At 38.0% G+C, this 18847-nt stretch carries 9 protein-coding genes, 3 pseudogenes and 1 other annotated feature; of the genes and pseudogenes, 6 read left to right on the top strand and 6 right to left on the bottom strand.

The window, feature by feature from the left end; all coding sequences use genetic code 11:
- Positions 1–14: 14 nt before the first annotated feature.
- A complete protein-coding gene (locus tag ACS72_RS08815; RefSeq protein WP_034679657.1) occupies positions 15–1124 on the bottom strand; it encodes a muconate/chloromuconate family cycloisomerase in 1110 nt (369 codons plus the stop codon).
- Between the two features lie 102 nt (positions 1125–1226).
- Here ACS72_RS08815 and catM point away from each other — a divergent pair, with 102 nt between their 5' ends.
- Positions 1227–2144, top strand: coding sequence for a cis,cis-muconate-binding transcription regulator CatM (gene catM, locus ACS72_RS08810; protein ID WP_048881878.1), 918 nt, complete (start codon positions 1227–1229; stop codon positions 2142–2144).
- A gap of 46 nt (positions 2145–2190) precedes the next feature.
- Here catM and ACS72_RS08805 read toward each other — a convergent pair whose 3' ends face one another.
- From ACS72_RS08805 to ACS72_RS17410, 4 genes and pseudogenes are all read right to left on the bottom strand, one after another.
- Complete coding sequence (locus ACS72_RS08805) at positions 2191–3804, bottom strand: dynamin family protein (protein WP_048881877.1); 1614 nt, start codon at positions 3802–3804, stop codon at positions 2191–2193.
- The gene (locus tag ACS72_RS08800) at positions 3801–5060 is read right to left on the bottom strand and encodes a GTPase (protein WP_048881876.1); all 1260 of its coding nucleotides are present in this window, start codon (positions 5058–5060) and stop codon (positions 3801–3803) included. The genes ACS72_RS08805 and ACS72_RS08800 overlap by 4 nt, the downstream gene beginning before the upstream one ends.
- A gap of 88 nt (positions 5061–5148) precedes the next feature.
- Positions 5149–6093 carry a catechol 1,2-dioxygenase gene (gene catA / locus ACS72_RS08795; protein ID WP_048881875.1) on the bottom strand — a complete coding sequence of 315 codons (945 nt, stop codon included), beginning with the start codon at positions 6091–6093 and terminating at the stop codon, positions 5149–5151.
- A gap of 226 nt (positions 6094–6319) precedes the next feature.
- Positions 6320–6787, bottom strand: a pseudogene (locus tag ACS72_RS17410) (IS1 family transposase); the annotation flags it as partial.
- Positions 6788–6938: 151 nt separating this feature from the next.
- Here ACS72_RS17410 and ACS72_RS08790 point away from each other — a divergent pair.
- The 4 genes from ACS72_RS08790 (at position 6939) to ACS72_RS08775 (ending at position 17024) form a co-directional block, all read left to right on the top strand.
- Complete coding sequence (locus ACS72_RS08790) at positions 6939–7610, top strand: hypothetical protein (protein ID WP_048881874.1); 672 nt, start codon at positions 6939–6941, stop codon at positions 7608–7610.
- Entirely contained in the window at positions 7607–12655 is a 5049-nt protein-coding gene (locus tag ACS72_RS08785; protein ID WP_048881873.1) for a tyrosine-type recombinase/integrase, read from the top strand. The genes ACS72_RS08790 and ACS72_RS08785 overlap by 4 nt, the downstream gene beginning before the upstream one ends.
- A gap of 930 nt (positions 12656–13585) precedes the next feature.
- Positions 13586–15241 (top strand): HNH endonuclease signature motif containing protein, encoded by a 1656-nt coding sequence (locus tag ACS72_RS08780; protein ID WP_048881872.1) that lies wholly within the window; start codon positions 13586–13588, stop codon positions 15239–15241.
- 550 nt (positions 15242–15791) lie between these two features.
- A complete protein-coding gene (locus tag ACS72_RS08775) occupies positions 15792–17024 on the top strand; it encodes an ATP-binding protein (protein WP_048881871.1) in 1233 nt (410 codons plus the stop codon).
- A 302-nt stretch (positions 17025–17326) separates the two neighbouring features.
- On the opposite strand, the pseudogene ACS72_RS17405 reads toward ACS72_RS08775, so the two are convergent.
- Positions 17327–18574 (bottom strand): annotated as a pseudogene (locus ACS72_RS17405) (IS3 family transposase).
- Positions 18184–18299, bottom strand: a sequence feature (AL1L pseudoknot). (Overlaps the previous pseudogene by 116 nt.)
- A gap of 84 nt (positions 18575–18658) precedes the next feature.
- On the opposite strand from ACS72_RS17405, the pseudogene ACS72_RS17400 reads away from it, so the two are divergent.
- Positions 18659–18835, top strand: a pseudogene (locus tag ACS72_RS17400) (hydroxyisourate hydrolase); the annotation flags it as partial.
- Positions 18836–18847: the final 12 nt, after the last annotated feature.

Below are 18847 nucleotides of genomic sequence, written 5' to 3'. Positions count from 1 at the left end.
GATGACTCCTTAAATTATTGACGACGTAGGTTGTCGATTTTATTTTCGTCCAACTCAATACCTAAGCCTAAACCTGTAGGGATTTGTAGCTCAAAATTTTCATATTTAAGTGGCGTTTTTAAAATTTCTTCAGTCAGCAATAATGGACCAAATAACTCAGTGCCATATGCTAAATTGCTGAAGGTTGAAAATACGTGGGCTGAAGCAATTGTGCCTACAGAACCTTCTAGCATGGTGCCACCGTATAAATCTATACCTGCAAGATTGGCGATCTTTCCAACTTCGCAGCCCTCAAGTAAGCCGCCCGATTGCGCAATTTTTACTGCAAATACAGAGGCAGCGCTTCGTTTTGCCAGTTCATAAGCACTTTGTGGACCCATGAGTGATTCATCTGCCATGATCGCTATATCAAATTTACGTGTTAAGCGTTCCATAGCATCAATATTATGGATCGCGCATGGCTGTTCAATAAGGTCAATGCCACCATCTTGCAGCATTTGAATACCTTTAATCGCGGTTAATTCTGACCATGCACGATTGACATCGACACGAATCGAAATGTCATCACCTAAGGCTTTTTTGATTGCCAATACATGTTCAACATCTTGTTCAACAGGGCGTGAACCGATTTTGAGTTTGAAAATATTATGACGCTTGCTAGCAATCATCTTTTGCGCTTCAAGAATGTCTTTTTCAGTATTACCAGAAGCTAATACCCATAACACTGGAATACTGTCTCTTAGGCGACCACCTAAAACCTCACTAAGAGGCAAACCCAGACGCTGTGCTTGGATATCGAGTAATGCAGTTTGAATGGCGCATTTTGCAAAACGGTTACCATTAATATTGCGATTAATGACCTGCATAATTTGCGCGACATTCACATCTTTCAATGTTTTGAGTAGAGGTGCAAAATAGGTTTCAATATTGGTTTTGACGCTCTCAGGGCTTTCTTCGCCATATCCTAAGCCACCAATTGTGGTGGCTTCGCCCCAGCCGATAAAACCGTCGTCTGTGCTGATTTTAACCAGTACGAGTGTCTGAGTTTGCATTGTTGCAACTGCCATCTTATGTGGACGGATCGTTGGAATCTCAACAAGCAATGTTTCTATAGTTTTATACATTGCAAAAAATCTTCTGTGTTTAGCTATTTGTATACCCTAAGTTAATGTAATATCTTAAACTAGAGCCAAATTGGTATTTTTGAATACTTAAAAGGTATATAAATGGAATTAAGACATTTACGTTATTTTGTGACGGTTGTTGAAGAGCAAAGCATTACCAAAGCTGCAGATAAACTCTGTATTGCTCAGCCTCCTTTGAGTCGACAAATTCAAAAATTAGAAGAAGAATTAGGCATTACCTTATTCGAACGAGGATCGCGCCCAGTTAAAACAACAGAAGCAGGGATGTTCTTTTATAAACATGCTGTGCAAATTTTGACGCATACAGCTCAAGCGACCTCAATGGCGCAGCGCATCAATGCTGTGGATAAGACAGTTCGGATCGGCTACGTCGGTTCTTTACTGTATGCTTTGTTGCCTCAAATCATTTATTTATTTCGTCAGCGACATCCAGATACACATGTAGAATTAATCGAGTGTGGCACGCGGGATCAGATTGAAGCCCTAAAAGCAGGTAAGATTGATATTGGTTTTGGTCGATTGCGATTATCCGATCCAGCCATCAAACGTTTATTATTACGTAAAGAGCGCTTAAAATTGGCGGTACATAAAAATCACCATCTGGCAGAATTTATTGATACTGGCGTTTACCTGTCCCAAATTGTCAAGGAATCCATCTTTTCTTATCCCATTGCGCCTAAACCTAATTTTTCGACATTAATTCAGTCCATTTTTACGGAATTAGGCTTAGTCCCGAAAGAGCTTATAGAAGTTCGTGAAATTCATTTAGCACTCGGTTTAGTTTCCTCTGGCGAAGGGATTTCGATCATTCCTGAAAGTGCCAGTGAAATTGGCATGAAAAACTTAATCTATATTCCAATTTTAGACTTAGAAGCTTATTCGCCAATTTCATTATCGGTCAGAAATATGGATCAAAGTTCATACATTCCCGACATTTTAGAATGCATCAAAGAAGTATTCGCCGAAGAGGGGAAGCCAGTTCAACTCAATGATGATTAACATAATGGTTGGTAAGCTGCACTGAAGTTTTTCCTAATGTGCCTATTTAGGATAGATTCAAAAGATTCCTCGCTTTTGACGAATCAGAACTTGGCCTTCTTAAATAATCGGCAATGTATTTTAGTTCTTGTTCATCATTGATTAAGCCCTGATAGATGGTCTCAATTTGCTTTTCAATGTTGCTCAGCACGTTTTGACATTGCTCAATGACATCATCCAAATAGTTGTCTACTTTCTGCAATAAACTATTCGAAATTTCAGTATATAAACGCTCATGACCAATGGCTAAGATGTCCTTATCCTCCTCTGCATATATGACTTCGTATGCCAAATGCTCCGAAAACTCTAAATGCTCAAGCGGCATAAATTTCAATTGATAATCAACCAAATGTTTTGAAATGTGTACTGCCAGTAATTGATTGGTTTGCTGTGTAAGCGTGCGATATAAATCAGGCAAGGCTTGCTGCGCGGCAAATTGTTCTAATAGGCTTGGTAAAGTGGCAATAACGCTGCGCCAAGTCTGTGTCATGATTTGAGACTTATGCTGCACTAATGCATTGCTGGCATTGTTCAAACACACCTGCAATTGATTAAGCTGCGGCACAACTTCAAGTTGTAACGGCGCTAATATTTCTTCCTGCAAATGATGAAGCAAGGCTTCGGCAGGTTTTCGCTGTTTATAGGCTAAGGCGGGTTCAATTAAATGAAAAAGAGCATTAAATAGGCTATTAAATCCAGCAGATTGCATAGCTTGATCATTAAAATCTGCATCTTTTAACATTTGCGAAGAAATCGATACTGGCACTTGCAATAAGTCAGGATCAACTTGCATTTCCACCAGTTGCGATGTGGCACGCGTATAGACGTCCTGCTCCTGCAAACTACGTTGATCCGAATTTTTATTGCATAAGACTTGGCAAATTTCTCCATCCACCTCGTCTTCTTCAAAATAATCACTTCTGGTAATCACAGGCAGTAAGGGTTTATGCCTACGTAACTCCTGTCCCAAAGCCATGAGTTCTTTGACCTGACCGGGCGAAGATGAACTGCTTAACCATAAAACACCATCGGCACTGTCTAAAAACCGTTGAGTTAGTTCGGCATTTTGGGGAGTTACAGAATGCAGTCCAGGCGTGTCTAATAAAATTAAATTAAGACCGAGGCAAACACCTTGTAAACGCGAGGTGGTCTCTGTGGCACCTTCTTTTAAAGGTTTATCACTTTCAATGATATTTCCAGCATCGAGGTAAAAATAACCAACGCTTTGTTGTCGTCTGCGGAAACTTTCAGCCAAGACATTACATAATGAACTTTTACCGGCATTAAATTTGCCAAAAATTAATAAAATGATTTTATCTTCAAAATGTTCAGCAATAGATTGTGCCTCTTTGAGGCGGTCTAGATGTGTTTCCCAGTGACTCAGATAATGTTCAAGTTGGGTATTTAAAGCCACAATCGCAGTAGATATTTGGCTGGATGAACTCAATCCGTTACTGTTTAAACGTCGTTCATTTAGATTGGTTGCCAGTTGCTGATGCCAAGCCTGCATTTTATTTAAATGCAGTAGAATATTTTGCTCAGGCTGATTGAAAGTATCAGAACTTTGGATCAAATGTTGAATTGGACTTTCAATCGAAGTTTGAATCAAATCAGTACTCATAATGCTCCCTCCAAAGTTTCTGTTACTTGTTGGGCTTGTACAATGAGTTGAAGTCGTTGCTCTAGATTCTGCAGTTGGTTTTTCAATTGCATGCGATCGGCCGAGACTTCAAAATAGTGTGTGAATTCACGTCGCAAACGATCACGACCTGATTCTTCGTCAAAAATAAGTTTTAAATCCTTACGCAGTTTGACCGAAACCCCCATGACCGCAACCATCACAGTATCCAAACTACGGACATTACTTTTTTGTGTATCAGGTAAACCAATCACACCATATCGTACTAAGTGACTGTTGATTTCGATACAAGCGCGAGAATACGCTACTTGAATACGGTTACGATCTCGTTTACCCGCAGTCACTTTATACATATTGGCAAAGGAATCTGGTTCTAAAGAATCGTCTTTTCCTGAAATCTGCAGAATGGGCTGTAAATCCACACGAACTTTGTCTAGCACTTGATTGAGATCATGCAAAAAGGATTCAGCTTGTTGTTGAAGCGTTGTGTTCAGTTGCTGTATTTGGGTCTGAGTTGAATTTTGCAGTTCAGAGATTTCTGATTTAAGTTCAGTGAAGATTTTATTTTTTTCAAACTGGCGTACTGCGGAAACTTTTTCAATCATGCCGTTGAGGGTTTGTTGCAGTTCTGGAATACCACTACGTTGAACTAGTAGTGGTTTAGAATTGACTAAGCCTTGGCGATGACGCGTTGCAGAAACGGGTATAACATTGGCATCAGGCGCTTGTTTTTTAATGCTGGCGATAATATGTGCTAAAACATCTTGATCTGGTGCTTGATCGATTTGCGTCAGGACCAGTACGCTTTGACGCCGTGTTTGCTGTTCATCTTGTTTGAATTGTTGAAATAATTGTAATTCATACGGATCCAATTCACCCTCACGAACAGAATGGATTATTAAGCGGATATCCGCTTCGGTCCACATCGCATCTTGCGCATATTGGTCGTCAATGGCTGCGACATCAGCATCTAAACCTGGTGCATCTAACCAGCGGACATTATGCTTTAAATGTTCAGATAAAGTGACCGTTTCACGTTTATCTGCAACAGAGAAAATGTCATCGCCAATGAGTTCATTTAAAAGTCGGCTTTTACCGTGGTTATATTTGCCAATCACCGTCACGGTGGGAAATTGTCCTGCTAACAAGATAGCACGAAGCCGAGCCAAACTCCTATCTCGCTCTGGAAGAATGGTTAAAATTTCATTTTGTGCTGCATCAAAAATACGAATATCCATATAATTTTCTATTTATCCATAAAGCAAATCAGGCTAGGCGATTGCTGACAGCCTGATTACAAGATTCAAAATTAGATTTATAGTTGCATCAAGCTTGCAAGCGCGGGCGGTCTACCACTTGGTTATCAACTCCATCGACAAGTCGGCTTAATTTTAGATCAAAGACCATTTCAGCAAATGGACCTTCTACGCCGTTGGCTTGACTTGTCGCAGGATCGGTATGCTCAATCGCTTCAACCACTAGGCCTTCACGAGTTGCAAAAGCGAAGTCATCGTAGGTGTACGGGTCGCCAGCAACGTTAATTTGCGTAGTTAGTTTGCGATGACCATCTGCTGACACAAAGAAGTGGATGTGCGCAGGACGGTTACCGTGACGACCTAATTGATTTAACAATTGCTGTGTTGGACCATCTGGTGGGCAGCCATAACCTGATGGCAGAATCGTTTGTACACGATAATGGCCTTGTGCATCCGTCATAATAGTACGGCGCATGTTGAATGGTGTTTGTTCGCCAGTTGGGTCAAAGTGTGAATAGAAACCTTTGGTATTGGCATGCCAAATTTCAACTTGTGCATTTGGAATCGGTTGACCATCTGCATTGTAAATTGTGCCATGCAAAATAAGCGTATGGCCATTTGGATCGCTGCCATCATCCATACGTGCAAAGCCTTGTGACACGGGCGCGCCAGCCACATAAAGAGGGCCTTCAATGGTACGTGGCGTTGGGTTGTCAATGCCTAAAGCAGCATCGATTGCATCCATACGCATATCAAGAAAATGGTCAAAACCTAAACCAGGGGAAAGCAATCCAGCTTCATGACTTGTACCGAGTTGGTTTAAATATGCAATTGCCGCCCAATATTCATCAGAAGTAATTTCTAAATCTTCAATTGATTTAAATAAATCAGAAACTACGCGGTGGATAATTTGTTTGATACGCGGATTACCACCTTCTTGCTCAAGACCACTGAGTAGATTTATAAAATTTTGTACTTCTTCCGTGTTAAAAATTTTAACATTTGCGGCTGTCATGGCTATCTCCTTCATGTTGCCATAATGCTGGTCTACTTCATAATTATTCAATCGTTATATGAGTTAAGACTGCATTGATTCTTAAATTGTATATCCGTTTAGATATACCTTAATTAAATGTTATAGCCCTATCTAGTCTTTTTTTGGTATCTTTAAATACTTAAAAGGTATATTTAAGGAATGTGGTTTTAAAAAATTAGGTGGTGTTTCAAAAAGTATGCTGGCGTTAAACAAATCCGTTATTAAGGTAAAAGAAAGTCAAATCAAAGGCTTTAAAATGATTTTCGAGCTTTTTAGAAAAGTTGCAACTTCTCCTTAATCCACGCCTGATTCGATGACGAATTCTACAATTGTTACCTTCAATACTGACGGTAAAAAACTTACCGATCACTTGCTTGCAACATAGAAATGCTGTGATAAAACTATCCCAGTGATCACTCGAAATTCGAGCATATTGAATCCCAAGCTTTTTAAGTTTAGCTTTAAGACGTTGAACCGTTGCTAAATCCCGCTTACCCCAAACATAAGCAACAATTTCTCCAGATTCTCGATGGTAGGCATAAATAAGCCATTGTTTATTTTGTTTATTCCCTACAAAAGTCCAAAGCTCATCGACTTCAAGACATTCGTAGTGGCTTTGTTTAGGCTGAATCTGATAGATCGATTCACTTAAGGTTTGTAATACCTTGCCAATGATTTAGTATAAAAATAAGGTTAGTAAATAAATCATATAATTCAGATACTTTTTTAGTAAATATAAAATCTATTTGATTTTATTTTGTTAATTTTGGGACTGTGTTATTCTATTATTGTAACGCTAAAAATAATTTACCTGTGCGGAAAAAATGATGACACCATTGCTCATTGATGCATTAACAATATCTGAAGGTAGGTTTGAAAAACCATGCCCAGCTTTAGTTTTGAAAATGATGTTACTCAATCGGGAAATAAGCAGTGAGTTTTCAGAAAAAATTAAAAATCAAGCATTACTACTGCTCGCGATATATCGTAAGTTACTGCTTGCTGTCGATAGGGACTTATGTAAGGTAAAAACTCTAAAGGATAGTGTGAAAAGAAGACACTGGGCTAAAGTGGATAAAGCACAGGACAAGATGGTGGTTGCAGGCCAACTTCGACTAAAGAGTTTAGATCCAGAAGAAATGATTTTATTTTTAAATACACAGCATTTTTTGAAAAAGCTGCCGATTTCCTTTGTTCAAGAATTGGTTAATTGGGCATCACCGGTGGTGAGTGGTAATTTTTTAATCGAAAATGTTTTAGCTGGTTATATCGCCCAGAAGCTTTTGCCATTAGAAAGAATTAAAGTGAAAGAGCTTGGAAAATCTGTGCAACCATATTTTCATTTAGCTGACTTTTTTGTATTTTTACCTCAATTGGAGGAACTTTATCAAAAACATCAGCAGCAAATTGTTTGTGTGGCACCAACTGCAGAAGTTGCTTTAGCTTTAACAGACTGGAAGAAGGCATGGGTCTATCGTATTCGGAGTAGTTCATGAATGAGTATTTGGTGCAGCTCCTAGAATGTATTAATCAGAATGAAAATATAGAAAAAGAACAACTGATCCAAGCATTATTTTTGTTGCGTGCACACTATAGCTTAGCTGGCATTGTTGTCATTTGTCAGCGAATCTTCACATTGATTGGGGATGATGAATTATCAGAATTTCGTGATGAGCTTAATACGTTAAAGATCATTAGTAGATTACAGGATTCTGAGGAATATTCACATTTTTTCTCAGAAACAACAGATAGAAATAATATACTTACGCCATTACGCCCCTACACTGGAGACAGTGGTATTTGTGACTTGCTATTGATTCAAGCAGGAATAAGTCAAAATAATGAGAGTTTTAATACGGTAATAAGGTGGTTTTTAGACCAAATCTTTCACTTTCAAAAAAAAGTACATACTTTAGAAAAGTATAGTGATTATTTAAGTGGTGATAAAAGAGAAAAGCTAAAAGCTAAAAAGGGATCTCGTGTGTATAACGCCTTTTTAGCGATTAGGCTGTTGGGTGATCCAAGTCATGAGGATATTTTAGAACGAGTCAAAGACTTAATCACTCAAAACGGACCGGAACAATGGATTCGTTCAATGTCCGATCGTTCTGAAGATAAACGATTTAAAGAAGTTTTTTATCCATTAAAGCTGTTTTTATCCCAAATTTGGGAAAACAATCCTCTAAAAAATAAGAAGAAACGTCCAAAGTTTGTACACTGTATAGGGTTAAAGCACAAAAAATTGATCCTGCAACGATATGGTTCATTAAGTATTGCTATCCAACCTTTAGAGGATGTAGATGAAATTCATCGTGGTCTAGTCTCTGATGTATTTGAGCATGATGAGATTGAAGAAGATGAAACACCATTGGAGCCCTTGTTTAGATTTTTTTTGGCAGAACAATCCGATTTAATTCGAGGGCTTTATGCATCTAAGTCTACTTCTCAACATATTGAAGCTGCAAATGTTGGTTTAGTTTGGACCAAATCGCGATTGTCCTTAAATTCAATTCAAGAAGTATTTAGGCTCTGTCAACCATCTCATACTGATGCCAGCTTAATCTTACGCGCAAAATTAGCTTTAATATTGAGTTTACTCACAGGACGTTCGGTGAGTGAATTAACAGCGCCTCGTTTTAGTCGAAATGCAGATCAGAATAATATTGCTATTCAGTATGATCATACTTTATCTGCATATGTATTAAGTGTGTTTGCAGGGACACCGACACTCAAAAAAAAACCAGAAGATTCTAAATTTCATGTGCCATGGACCAATGAATTACATTTGGTTTTACCGATTGAACTCAATGATTTAGTGAGTCAAGTCAAAAATCTTGGGATTACAAGACATCATATGGCAGTTGAACGTGACGTGAGTGAACTGATTAACCGTGTACCTAAAGAGCTAGAAATCAGCCTCAAAAGCATTCGAGATATTCTTCCACGGTTGTTATATGATCATAGCCAAGGTGATTTAGCTGTCGTTAAAGCAGTGACTAATGCATCAGGTCGAAATTATGATAACTTGATCCATTATGCCTCTTTTGAACAGAGGCAACTTGAGCAACTCTGGGCTGCTTGTTTAAGAACGATAAAAATTAATATTCCTGAATATATATACTCTTCCAATAAGCGGGTGGGTAGCCCAATTGGAATAAAGATTATTGAAATACAAAATGAAATTACACGAATAAAAAAGAGAATAAATCATGCTGCCGAACAGAAAGATTGGCAGACGCTCTTTGATAGCTTGACGTTGTATACAGCATTATGGATGAATCTTGCAACTGCAGGACGAGGAATTAAGCAGCCCTTTCCAAAGTGGATCAGTCAGCAAGGCTGGGCATTGATTCAAGATAAACATCATCAAGATGAATCAACCGATCGTTATGTGCCATTGACGCAAGCGTTGATCAAACAGATTCAAGGTTTACGTGGTTTGATGGGAATGCTAGGGGAGCAAATTGAACCACGTGTTGATTTATCATCTTATGCTGTGCAACTTTGTGCTCCTCATCAGATTGAAGGTTTAGTTAGAAATTGGGCACGGAAGTTGGTTCGCTCTGATTATAATCAGTTACCTGGACGGTTCAAGGACGCTGGACTTGGGCACTGGATACGGGGTCGTCATCCATGGGATATGTTATCTGTATTTCCTGTATCAGCTTTTCAACAACAGTGGCTTGATGTACAAGAAAACTTGCAAAAACAATTAGGTTTCGAATGTCTTGAAGGTTTTGATTTTTTTAAAATCAAGCATATTCCAACATTTGTTTTAACCCAAGAGACTAAAACAGCTCAAGTAGAGACGAAGCTGAGAATACAATATTCAGAGAATGATGTAAAAGAATGGCTGAAAAACTCAGAGTATGAGTCCTATTGTCCGTTGATTTTTGGGGAAAATCCTGAGCCACAAGTAGCTTTAGAGCTTGGACATGTATTAGCTTCACATTTAGCTAAAAATACAAACATTGATTTGCCAGAAGCTATCAAGGCATATTGTGCTTATATTCGCGATAAAACGAAAATTCCTTTATTCGTTCAACTTCCTCAAAAAGCTAATCGTACATGGCTGACATCTGAAAATAGTTTTAGTACATGGGGTTATATTGAACAAAACTTACTTGATCATATTCAGAAGGATTTAGAACATTTACCTGAACATCAAAATTGTGATGTTGAAATAGGACGTTTGCTGGTTGTACTCTCCATGTATTCACAACTGTGCAGAGTGAGCCATTTACAAGCGATGTTGGAGTTTATTGCTTCTGATCAACATATAGTCGCTATGGGGAATAGTCGGCTCGTTGAACTGACAGTGAATAATGATAGATCTGTGACAAAGATACGCCGTACAGTACTGTTAAGTCCTTATGTCTCGACTTTAATTTTAGTAGACCGACAGTATCTACAGCCCCGATTAAAAGAGATTTTAGCACAGTCAAGAAATCAGCAAAGAAAGGATTGGCAAAAGTGTTTTACTACATATCTAAAACAAATTGGGCTTAAGTCCACTCTATCGTTAGCTCAATGGTTGAAAGCTTTACAGCAAAATGTGATGTTAAATAGTACTCCGTTAATTGCAGGTTACATATCAGGCCAAGTCTTGACTGAAGATCTTTCAATCAATGAATTATTACGCTTATTCGAATATGAAAAATTAACCACAAATTTAGATAGCACTGAGCCAGAAAGTGAAATAGAAATAGACGATGAGCAACTACATTTGTCTGATATTTTAGCGATGATTCAGCAACTAAAAGGTGAATCTAGATCAAGCATTTGGCTTAAACAGCTTGCCAATGATGAAACGAATCACTACTCAGTCAATTTATTAACGTGCTTTGTGCGATGGCTGATTTTACGCTGTGATGCAGAAGAGTTAAGTCTACAGAATCGAAATATGATTCATCTACATTTGGCCATCGTCAGTGCAGGTATATTGGGGTTTTCAGAAGATTTAACAAAAGATAGCCAGATTGATGAAGATGTATTTCAAAAATGGATGGAGTTGACGCAAGAGCATTTTCCACACCGCAAGCATCTCGCTGCGTGGAATCGCTTTAGAGATTTTTTAATTCAGTTAAATGATAATCGTATAAAGTTACACAAGCGTACAGCGCATCAAGCAAGTGCTAAAGTTTTTTCAAAAAATGAAGTGCAGCAGATCGTTCAAATATTACAATCTGTAGAATCTGGGGTGAATGATGCTGCTTTACGTCTAGAGATTCAGCGTCATTTTCGTTTATCTGCAGCGATGGGTGTACGCCGTTCAGAGACACTTCATTTACGGCCCTTAGATATTGATGAGGATATGCTCCGAATTCGTCCTTATGGTGAGCATCAGTTAAAAACACTTGGATCAGAACGTGTTGTTCCGATGAATTTATTAAGTCAGACGATTCAAAATGGATTAAATGATATTTATAAGAATAAAAAATATTCGATATTAATGTCTGATGAGAATAGTGAGCATAGGCCTTTTTTTGCTCAAATATCTCAAATATTAAAGAAAGTCACTGGAGATGTTGATCTCAGCTTACATCATTTAAGACATACGTTTGCAAGTACATATACTTTAAAGTGTTTGCAAACAGTGGTGGATTTTAAAGCGCTCACGATAGAATTGCCATGGCTACAAAATTGGATGCCATCGAATGAGCAATTTAATACGCTAGTAGGCAATGAAGGACAGGTTGGGCAAGGGATTAAGGCGATTAGTCGAGTGCTTGGACATTTACATGAATCGACAACATTAAAGCATTATGTTCATATCTTATTTCTGGCTACTTATGCCTATAGCATGCAACAACAGCAACCCAATTTACATACTGCATTTTTTAAGCGAGTCATGAGTCGGAGTAATTTATTCAGGCATTTCCAAGCGATTCATCAACAGAATGGTAATCTAAAATATGAGTTGAGAGACACCATCGAAAAATATGTATTCAAAAAAAGACAAAGTCAGAGGTGGGTCATCTATGCTCAAAAAAGAGGGAATTCGACTGGAAAAGTAATTAAACACGAATTATTTCAAAAGTTTGAAGATATTGAGCGGTATCTTATTTCTGGGCAGGGGCAGCCACGATTAGATATTGAGTCCTGGAAGAAAGCTTTAATTATGATGGCAAACATTCCGTCAGGTAAACGTGGTTCAAATATAGGAAGACATCCATTATCGACACAAGGAAAGTTAGCACGTTTGCCTGAATTACTCAGTGCTGTAGATTTTAATTCTGCACAAGAGATTTTAGAGCGATTTGATTATTTAGAACAAAACCAATCAGAAACTTATAATTGGTTAATAAAAAAATGGTTGTATGAAAGTAATGTAACAAAAGTATTGATGCATTTTACGGCAGAAGATAAACCTATGCTTTCACTTCTTATAGAACATCAGTTTTTTCCGGTAGTGATGAAACATAATAAATATGATTATTTTAGAATAATGTCTCAACAAGCGTCATTAAGCGCCGTGCGATGGGTACTTGCGTGGTTGAGTGTACGATATTTAGCGATTGGAGATCATATCAGAATCTAAGTATATATGACTTACGCACGCTTTGTTACACAAAGGTTTGAAAGACAGCGCTACCTTAATTGAGCTAATTTCAAGTGACAATTTGGATGTAAGTGCAGCCAAATTCTGTGAATTTGTTCGAGATAGCTACGTGTGCATAATATCATTTACCTGACTAGAAAAATTTCTTGCTGCTCATTTATAGCTTAATAATAGAGACTTAAGTATTTTTTATGGATCAGCAGAACCAAAAAACATCGCATTATCCATTGCGTTTTGTCTGCTGCTGGAAGCTATGTAACATGATTCCTTAGGAGAAATAGCCTAAGCTTAATATGTGTGATTCATAGAGATCGCTAAATTGAAATGATCTCTATGAATCACACACTTAATAAGTGATTAAAAGGGCTGAAAATCCGCGAATTTGATTTTTTTCTTCGCTTTCAATTTGATCCATACGTTATTTATTTATATTTTTCATTTACAAATCAATAAAAGATTCTAATTTAGTTTGATCAAAGAAAAATGTACCCATTTGATAATTAGGTTACAGCAAAATCTCTAATCGGGCGTGGAAACCTGAAAATTGCTACAGAAGCATTAAAACCGCTTTAGCGGTTTTTTGTGCTTATTATGCTTAGTTTGCCATTATGGTAGGCCAGGCAGGGCAGTCTATGACTGGCCGTCTTCTGTAGTGCGGTATTTCCACCCCTGTTTGGTCTACCTCCATCTCGTGGAAAAGATGGTTGTAGATAGTCAACTCTAAACTACAGGTACTAAACATGAAGATTTTATTATCTAATCCCCCCATTTCTCTTAGGTCTCTTTTGTTAGCGCTGACTGGATATTGACGGTCATTTAATTCACAGCTTTAACCAAATCGAACTATATACATTTTCAAATTTCGTACTTGAGCGAAAGTAGGAAAGTGTTGCCTGGAGAAAATAAGAAATGGGTTCTACACGACTATTGACCAATATTATTCAGCGTAAAGTCATGTTGCCAGAAGAAATGTCACCTTCAATGCAGCGTGACAATTTTGAAGTTGCACTGACTGATTTTGAAAAGCATCCAATCATCAAATGTTTATTTAAGGCGGATAACCAGCGTTCTACGGAATGTTGGAGCGTGCAAGAAATTGCAAACTTTATTGAGGATTGCACAGAAGATCAAAACATCAATTTATGCATTTTGTATTGGAAAGATATACACGGCAATATTTACATTATTGATGGAGCACATCGTCTTTCCTGTATCTATGCGTGGATTAATAGATATTTTGCGGATGAGCAAGTCAATCAAGCACCTAATTTCAATGATCCACAAAAACAAGATATTCGTTACCTCCGCAATTATTTAGGAGATCTCGCTGATTTTCAAAGAATTTGCACTGATGCTGAATTTGCAGAAAAAAAGTCGAAGTTAGAAGATATTAAAATCAGTTTCAGGCAGGTACTGGGGACTCCGCAAGATGCGCGACGGGTATTTCAATCGATTAACTCAGATACTAAACGTTTAGATAAATATGAGGAATATCACCTAAGAAGTCGCGGTAGTGACGCGTATTATGCGATCTATGCCTGTTGTTATATCAATGACAATAAATCTAACTTAGAAGAGCTCCAATATACACGTTTAAATGAGTTGATTGAGTTAGGGGAGAGGATCCACCAGCTACTTTTTTCGACCATTTTATTAGACAATGAAATGAGTCATGGCAAAAAAATTGGCTTGGTCAATGAGCTGATGAATATCATTGCGGGTGATCAGATTCATAATATTATGAGTTTGAATCAGGGGGAGCGCGTTGAAAACCTAATGTCGCATCTGTTGACCATTCTTTGCAGAATAGCGACGCCTGTAAAAAATGCTGGGGTTCCGAGTTTGGGCTTACATCCATACTTATATTTTTATAAGGATCAGCGTTTTCAGATTACTTCTTTTCTTGCATGGTTTTCAACTGTGTATGAAATTCATGAAAGCCGCATGCAGATTCATCATCGAACGATTAGTTTCAAGGACTTCACCCGGGTACGCCGTAGTATTGAGTTCTTGATCGCCAATTTTCCCGTGGCGACCACCGAAACGGTCGGCAAGTTCGGAAGTGGTATCAAGGGCTATGATCGGCTACAAATTGTCTATAAAGCCTTTATTTGCTTAAGCTTGGAAATGGAGGTTGATTTTGATGATGAGAAATGCCTGAATACCTTTATTCTGTCCATGTCTAAGGCCTTCAAGTACATAAACTTTAACGAATTCTATGTCGAAAGATTTTTGGGTGGTTATGATGATGCAGTAGTCAAGAATGTAGTGGGATATGTGGAGTCGATTAGTCCAATTTCTCGGCCAAAGCCAAAGGCCTTTTCGGCATTAACCAAGAGTCTGCTTAAGCACAATTTTCTGGTGGGTAATCATAACTTTTGCCTCATTTGTGATGGATTGATCTATCTTGATTCTACTGAATCGGATCATCGGATTGCCAAAGCCGTAGGTGGGCAAGGTGTTCTAGAGAATGGTCTGCTGGTTCATCCCATCTGTAATAGAATGAAATCAGATCTGAGTCTGGAAGAGATTAGAGCGGATTTGTTTGGTGAATTACTGTATTAATCAACAGAGCGATGAGCTCATTTTTGCAGATGTATCAATGATTAATCACATGATTTAACTTTTGATACATTCAGCCAATGTGGTTATTTTTAATTCAGTCCAGAATCACAACCAGAAACTAGCTGTAGTTTCTGAATGACCGTCAAGGTCCTTAGTTTCGCCCATAGATTCCCTCTGTGGGCTTTTTTTTGATCAAAAATTGTATAGATGCTCTAAAATAAACCTTTTAGCATTTCATAAGCAATTAGGATTAAGGCTGAGACCATCAGCACAACAAAAATGAGTTCCACTCTAGTTAACATATTAATTCCTTTTACTTTTCACTTAATTTATATAGCAGTTAAGTCGCAGCATCAATGACATAACATGACATGGAAAATAATTAAAAAGACAGAATTTGGATTTTTATCAGATCTACTGTTTGCATGCTTCAACAGTAGCTTTGAATGTTTCACTTAAACTTTAAACTTTTTTTAAAATTGAATATTTTTACATCTAGGTTCTAAACTTTGATAGAATTAATTAAAACTTTAGATTTCAAGTGTAAACAATGCGAAGCGCTAATATTCGACGTCATGGCTACTTAAAATTTCTGAATACATGGCAAAACCGTGATGTCATTAAAGTGCTTTCGGGTGTACGTCGCTCTGGAAAATCCACCTTGTTAGCGATGTTTCAACAAGACCTAAAAGCACAGGGTGTACAAGCCGAAAACATCATTGCTATCAATTTCGAATTTATGGAATTTGAAGAACTCACAGATTACCGTAAACTACATGATTATGTACTATCTAAAGTTGATAAAAGCAAAAAAAACTATGTTTTTTTAGATGAAATACAACATGTTACTAATTTTGAAAAAGTAGTCGACTCTTTATATGTTCGAGATTATATCGATTTATATATTACAGGTTCAAACGCATTCTTTCTGAGTGGAGAACTTGCGACTTTACTCACAGGACGCTATATAGAGCAACATGTTTTACCCCTTTCATTCCAAGAGTTTAAACAGTGGCATATTGAAAATAATCCGATCATCCAACAATTATCCAATCGTGATTTGTATGCCATGTATACGCACAGTAGTTTCCCTTATACGCTTGCCATGACTAGCCAGCAGGAAACTTATGATTACTTGCAAGCGGTCTATGCCAGTGTAATGTTTAAAGATGTTATTCCCCGTTTGAATACTGCCGATATTAACTCTCTCGAGCGTGTCGCAAGATATTTGGCAAGCGTGACAGGCTCACCTATTTCCATCAATAAAATTAAAAATACCTTTGTTTCAAGTGGGGTTAAAATTTCATTTGAAACAGTAAAACGCTATATTCAGGGCTTACAGGACAGTTTGTTATTTTATAGTGCTGCACAATTTAAAGTACGCGGGCGTGAGTTATTACAATCCTCTGAAAAATACTATTTAGTTGATGTCGGATTGCGCCGGATTATGTTGCCTGATGCTAATGCTGATCAAGGTCATATCTTAGAAAATGTAATTTATCTTGAGCTTATCAGACGAGGTTATACGGTCTATGTAGGGCGGGTTGATGAATATGAAATTGATTTTGTTGCTGTCGATACTTTACAGAATTTAACTTATTATCAAGTGGCATTAGAAACGCTCAATGAGGAGACACTCAGCCGAGAGTTACGTCCATTACAGAAAATTTCTGATTCGTATCCCAAATATTTACTTACCTTAGACACGATAGGGGCTGAAGCAAATTATAATGGTATTGTAAAAATGAGTGCTCTCGATTGGTTGCTATCTGAAAATAAGTAAAGTTGAGGGTAGACATGGATACTCTTGTTTATTGATTAAAACTCAAAGACTTTTCAGCATCATCCAAGAATGTATTCAAGCATAATTTCTGCTCCAATTGTGATGGATCGATTTACCTCGATTCGATTGAGTCAGACCCTCATGATTGAGCCAGAGTCGCTTACTGAAAGTAGCGAGAATTGCGCTGGAGTTTCTGAAGGAACTTAATATCCTTAGTTTGCCCACTCCCCAATGTAGGCTTTTTTTCATCAAACATACAATACTGAACCGTACCGGGTTTGTTGGAGACTTTTTTATTTAAGTTAGGCCACCTGACCTAACGGGTTAATCTTATCATAGTACATTGCTTCAAACTCAAAAGGCGATACATAACCCAGTGCACTGTGTACACGCTCTTTATTGAACCAATCGACCCAGTTTAGTGTCGCAAGTTGTACATCCGCTAAACCTTGCCAATCTGCTTTTAAATATTCAATCACCTCTGTTTTGTATAAGCCATTTACCGTTTCAGCCAAAGCATTATCGTATGAATCACCCGTTGTACCGACTGATGCTCGTAAATTTGCTGCTTCTAAACGAGTGGTATAGCGAATAGAAAGATATTGAACACCTCTATCGGAATGATGAATCACATTCTTTGGCATGCCTCGATCGTGCAATGCTTGCTCCAATGCATCAAGTACCATATCTGTATTCATCCGTGTTGATACTTTCCATCCAACAATTGCTCGCGAGAACACATCAATAATAAATGCGGTGTAGACCCAGCCAGAATTGGTTTGAATATACGTAAAGTCACTGACCTGAGAAGCACTGCTTCGCAAGGGTCAGGTCGATCAGCACTAAAATTCCGTTTCACTCAATCATCTGCTCGTTTTTGATCATCTCGGCTGCGGGTAGTTTGTTTATTCTTACCACGCCAAACACCTTGTATACCTAGCTTCTGCATCAATCGAGCAACTGTACAACGTGCAATAACATAGCCTTCACGTTTCAATTGTTGCCAGACCTTACGCACACCATATCGACCTAAACTTTCTTTCCAAATACGTTTAATTTGTTCAGCATGATGCTCATCATGTAGATCTCGTTTCGCTCGATGTTCCCTTGCGAAGCAATGCTTCTCATCCGCGAGATCTAAAGTCCGGTAATAGGTTGGAGCCGCGATCGGTAAATTTCTACAAATCGCATCAACACCATATAAGTCTTTATTGTTATGGATGAAATCCATCATTATTTGTGTGGGCGGTCGAGCTCCGCCTGGGCGAAAAAGCGGCTGCTTTACGTAGAATTTCATTCGCACGTTGCAGTTCTTTATTTTCGCGTTCCAGTTGTTTGATACGTTCTGGATCTGAAAATTGTTGTACTTTGATTGGATTTTGTTGATCTAAGTATTTTTGATACCAAACATGTAGGGTTTCAGGAGTACAACCAATCTTAGGCGCAATTGCGGAAAATGCTGCCCAATTCGATGGATAATCTTTTTCAGATTCAATTAGTAATTGAACCGCTCTTTCTCTGATTTCAGGGGTATATTTGGGTTTTGTCATCGGGACACTACGCTTCGCTACGTCTTGCGAAGCAATGCTTCTCATCTCAGAATATTGACTCTCCGACAAACCCAGTATGGTTCACTTGAAGCTGGTATTTATAAAGTTACCTTTAGAACCGAGGACTGGTTTAAAAAAAATAAGCAAGATACCTTCTTTCCTGAAGTTCCTGTAATTTTTAAGGTAGATGGAAGTTTCAGCCATTATCATATTCCTCTACTTCTAAGTCCTTATGGATATTCGACTTATAGAGGTAACTAAGACTTAACAGGG

Source organism: Acinetobacter sp. VT 511, from assembly GCF_001077515.1.
Taxonomy (GTDB): Bacteria; Pseudomonadota; Gammaproteobacteria; order Pseudomonadales; family Moraxellaceae; genus Acinetobacter; species Acinetobacter schindleri.
Note: the sequence above shows the minus strand (reverse complement) of the source record. Positions and strands in the feature narration are given on the sequence as shown.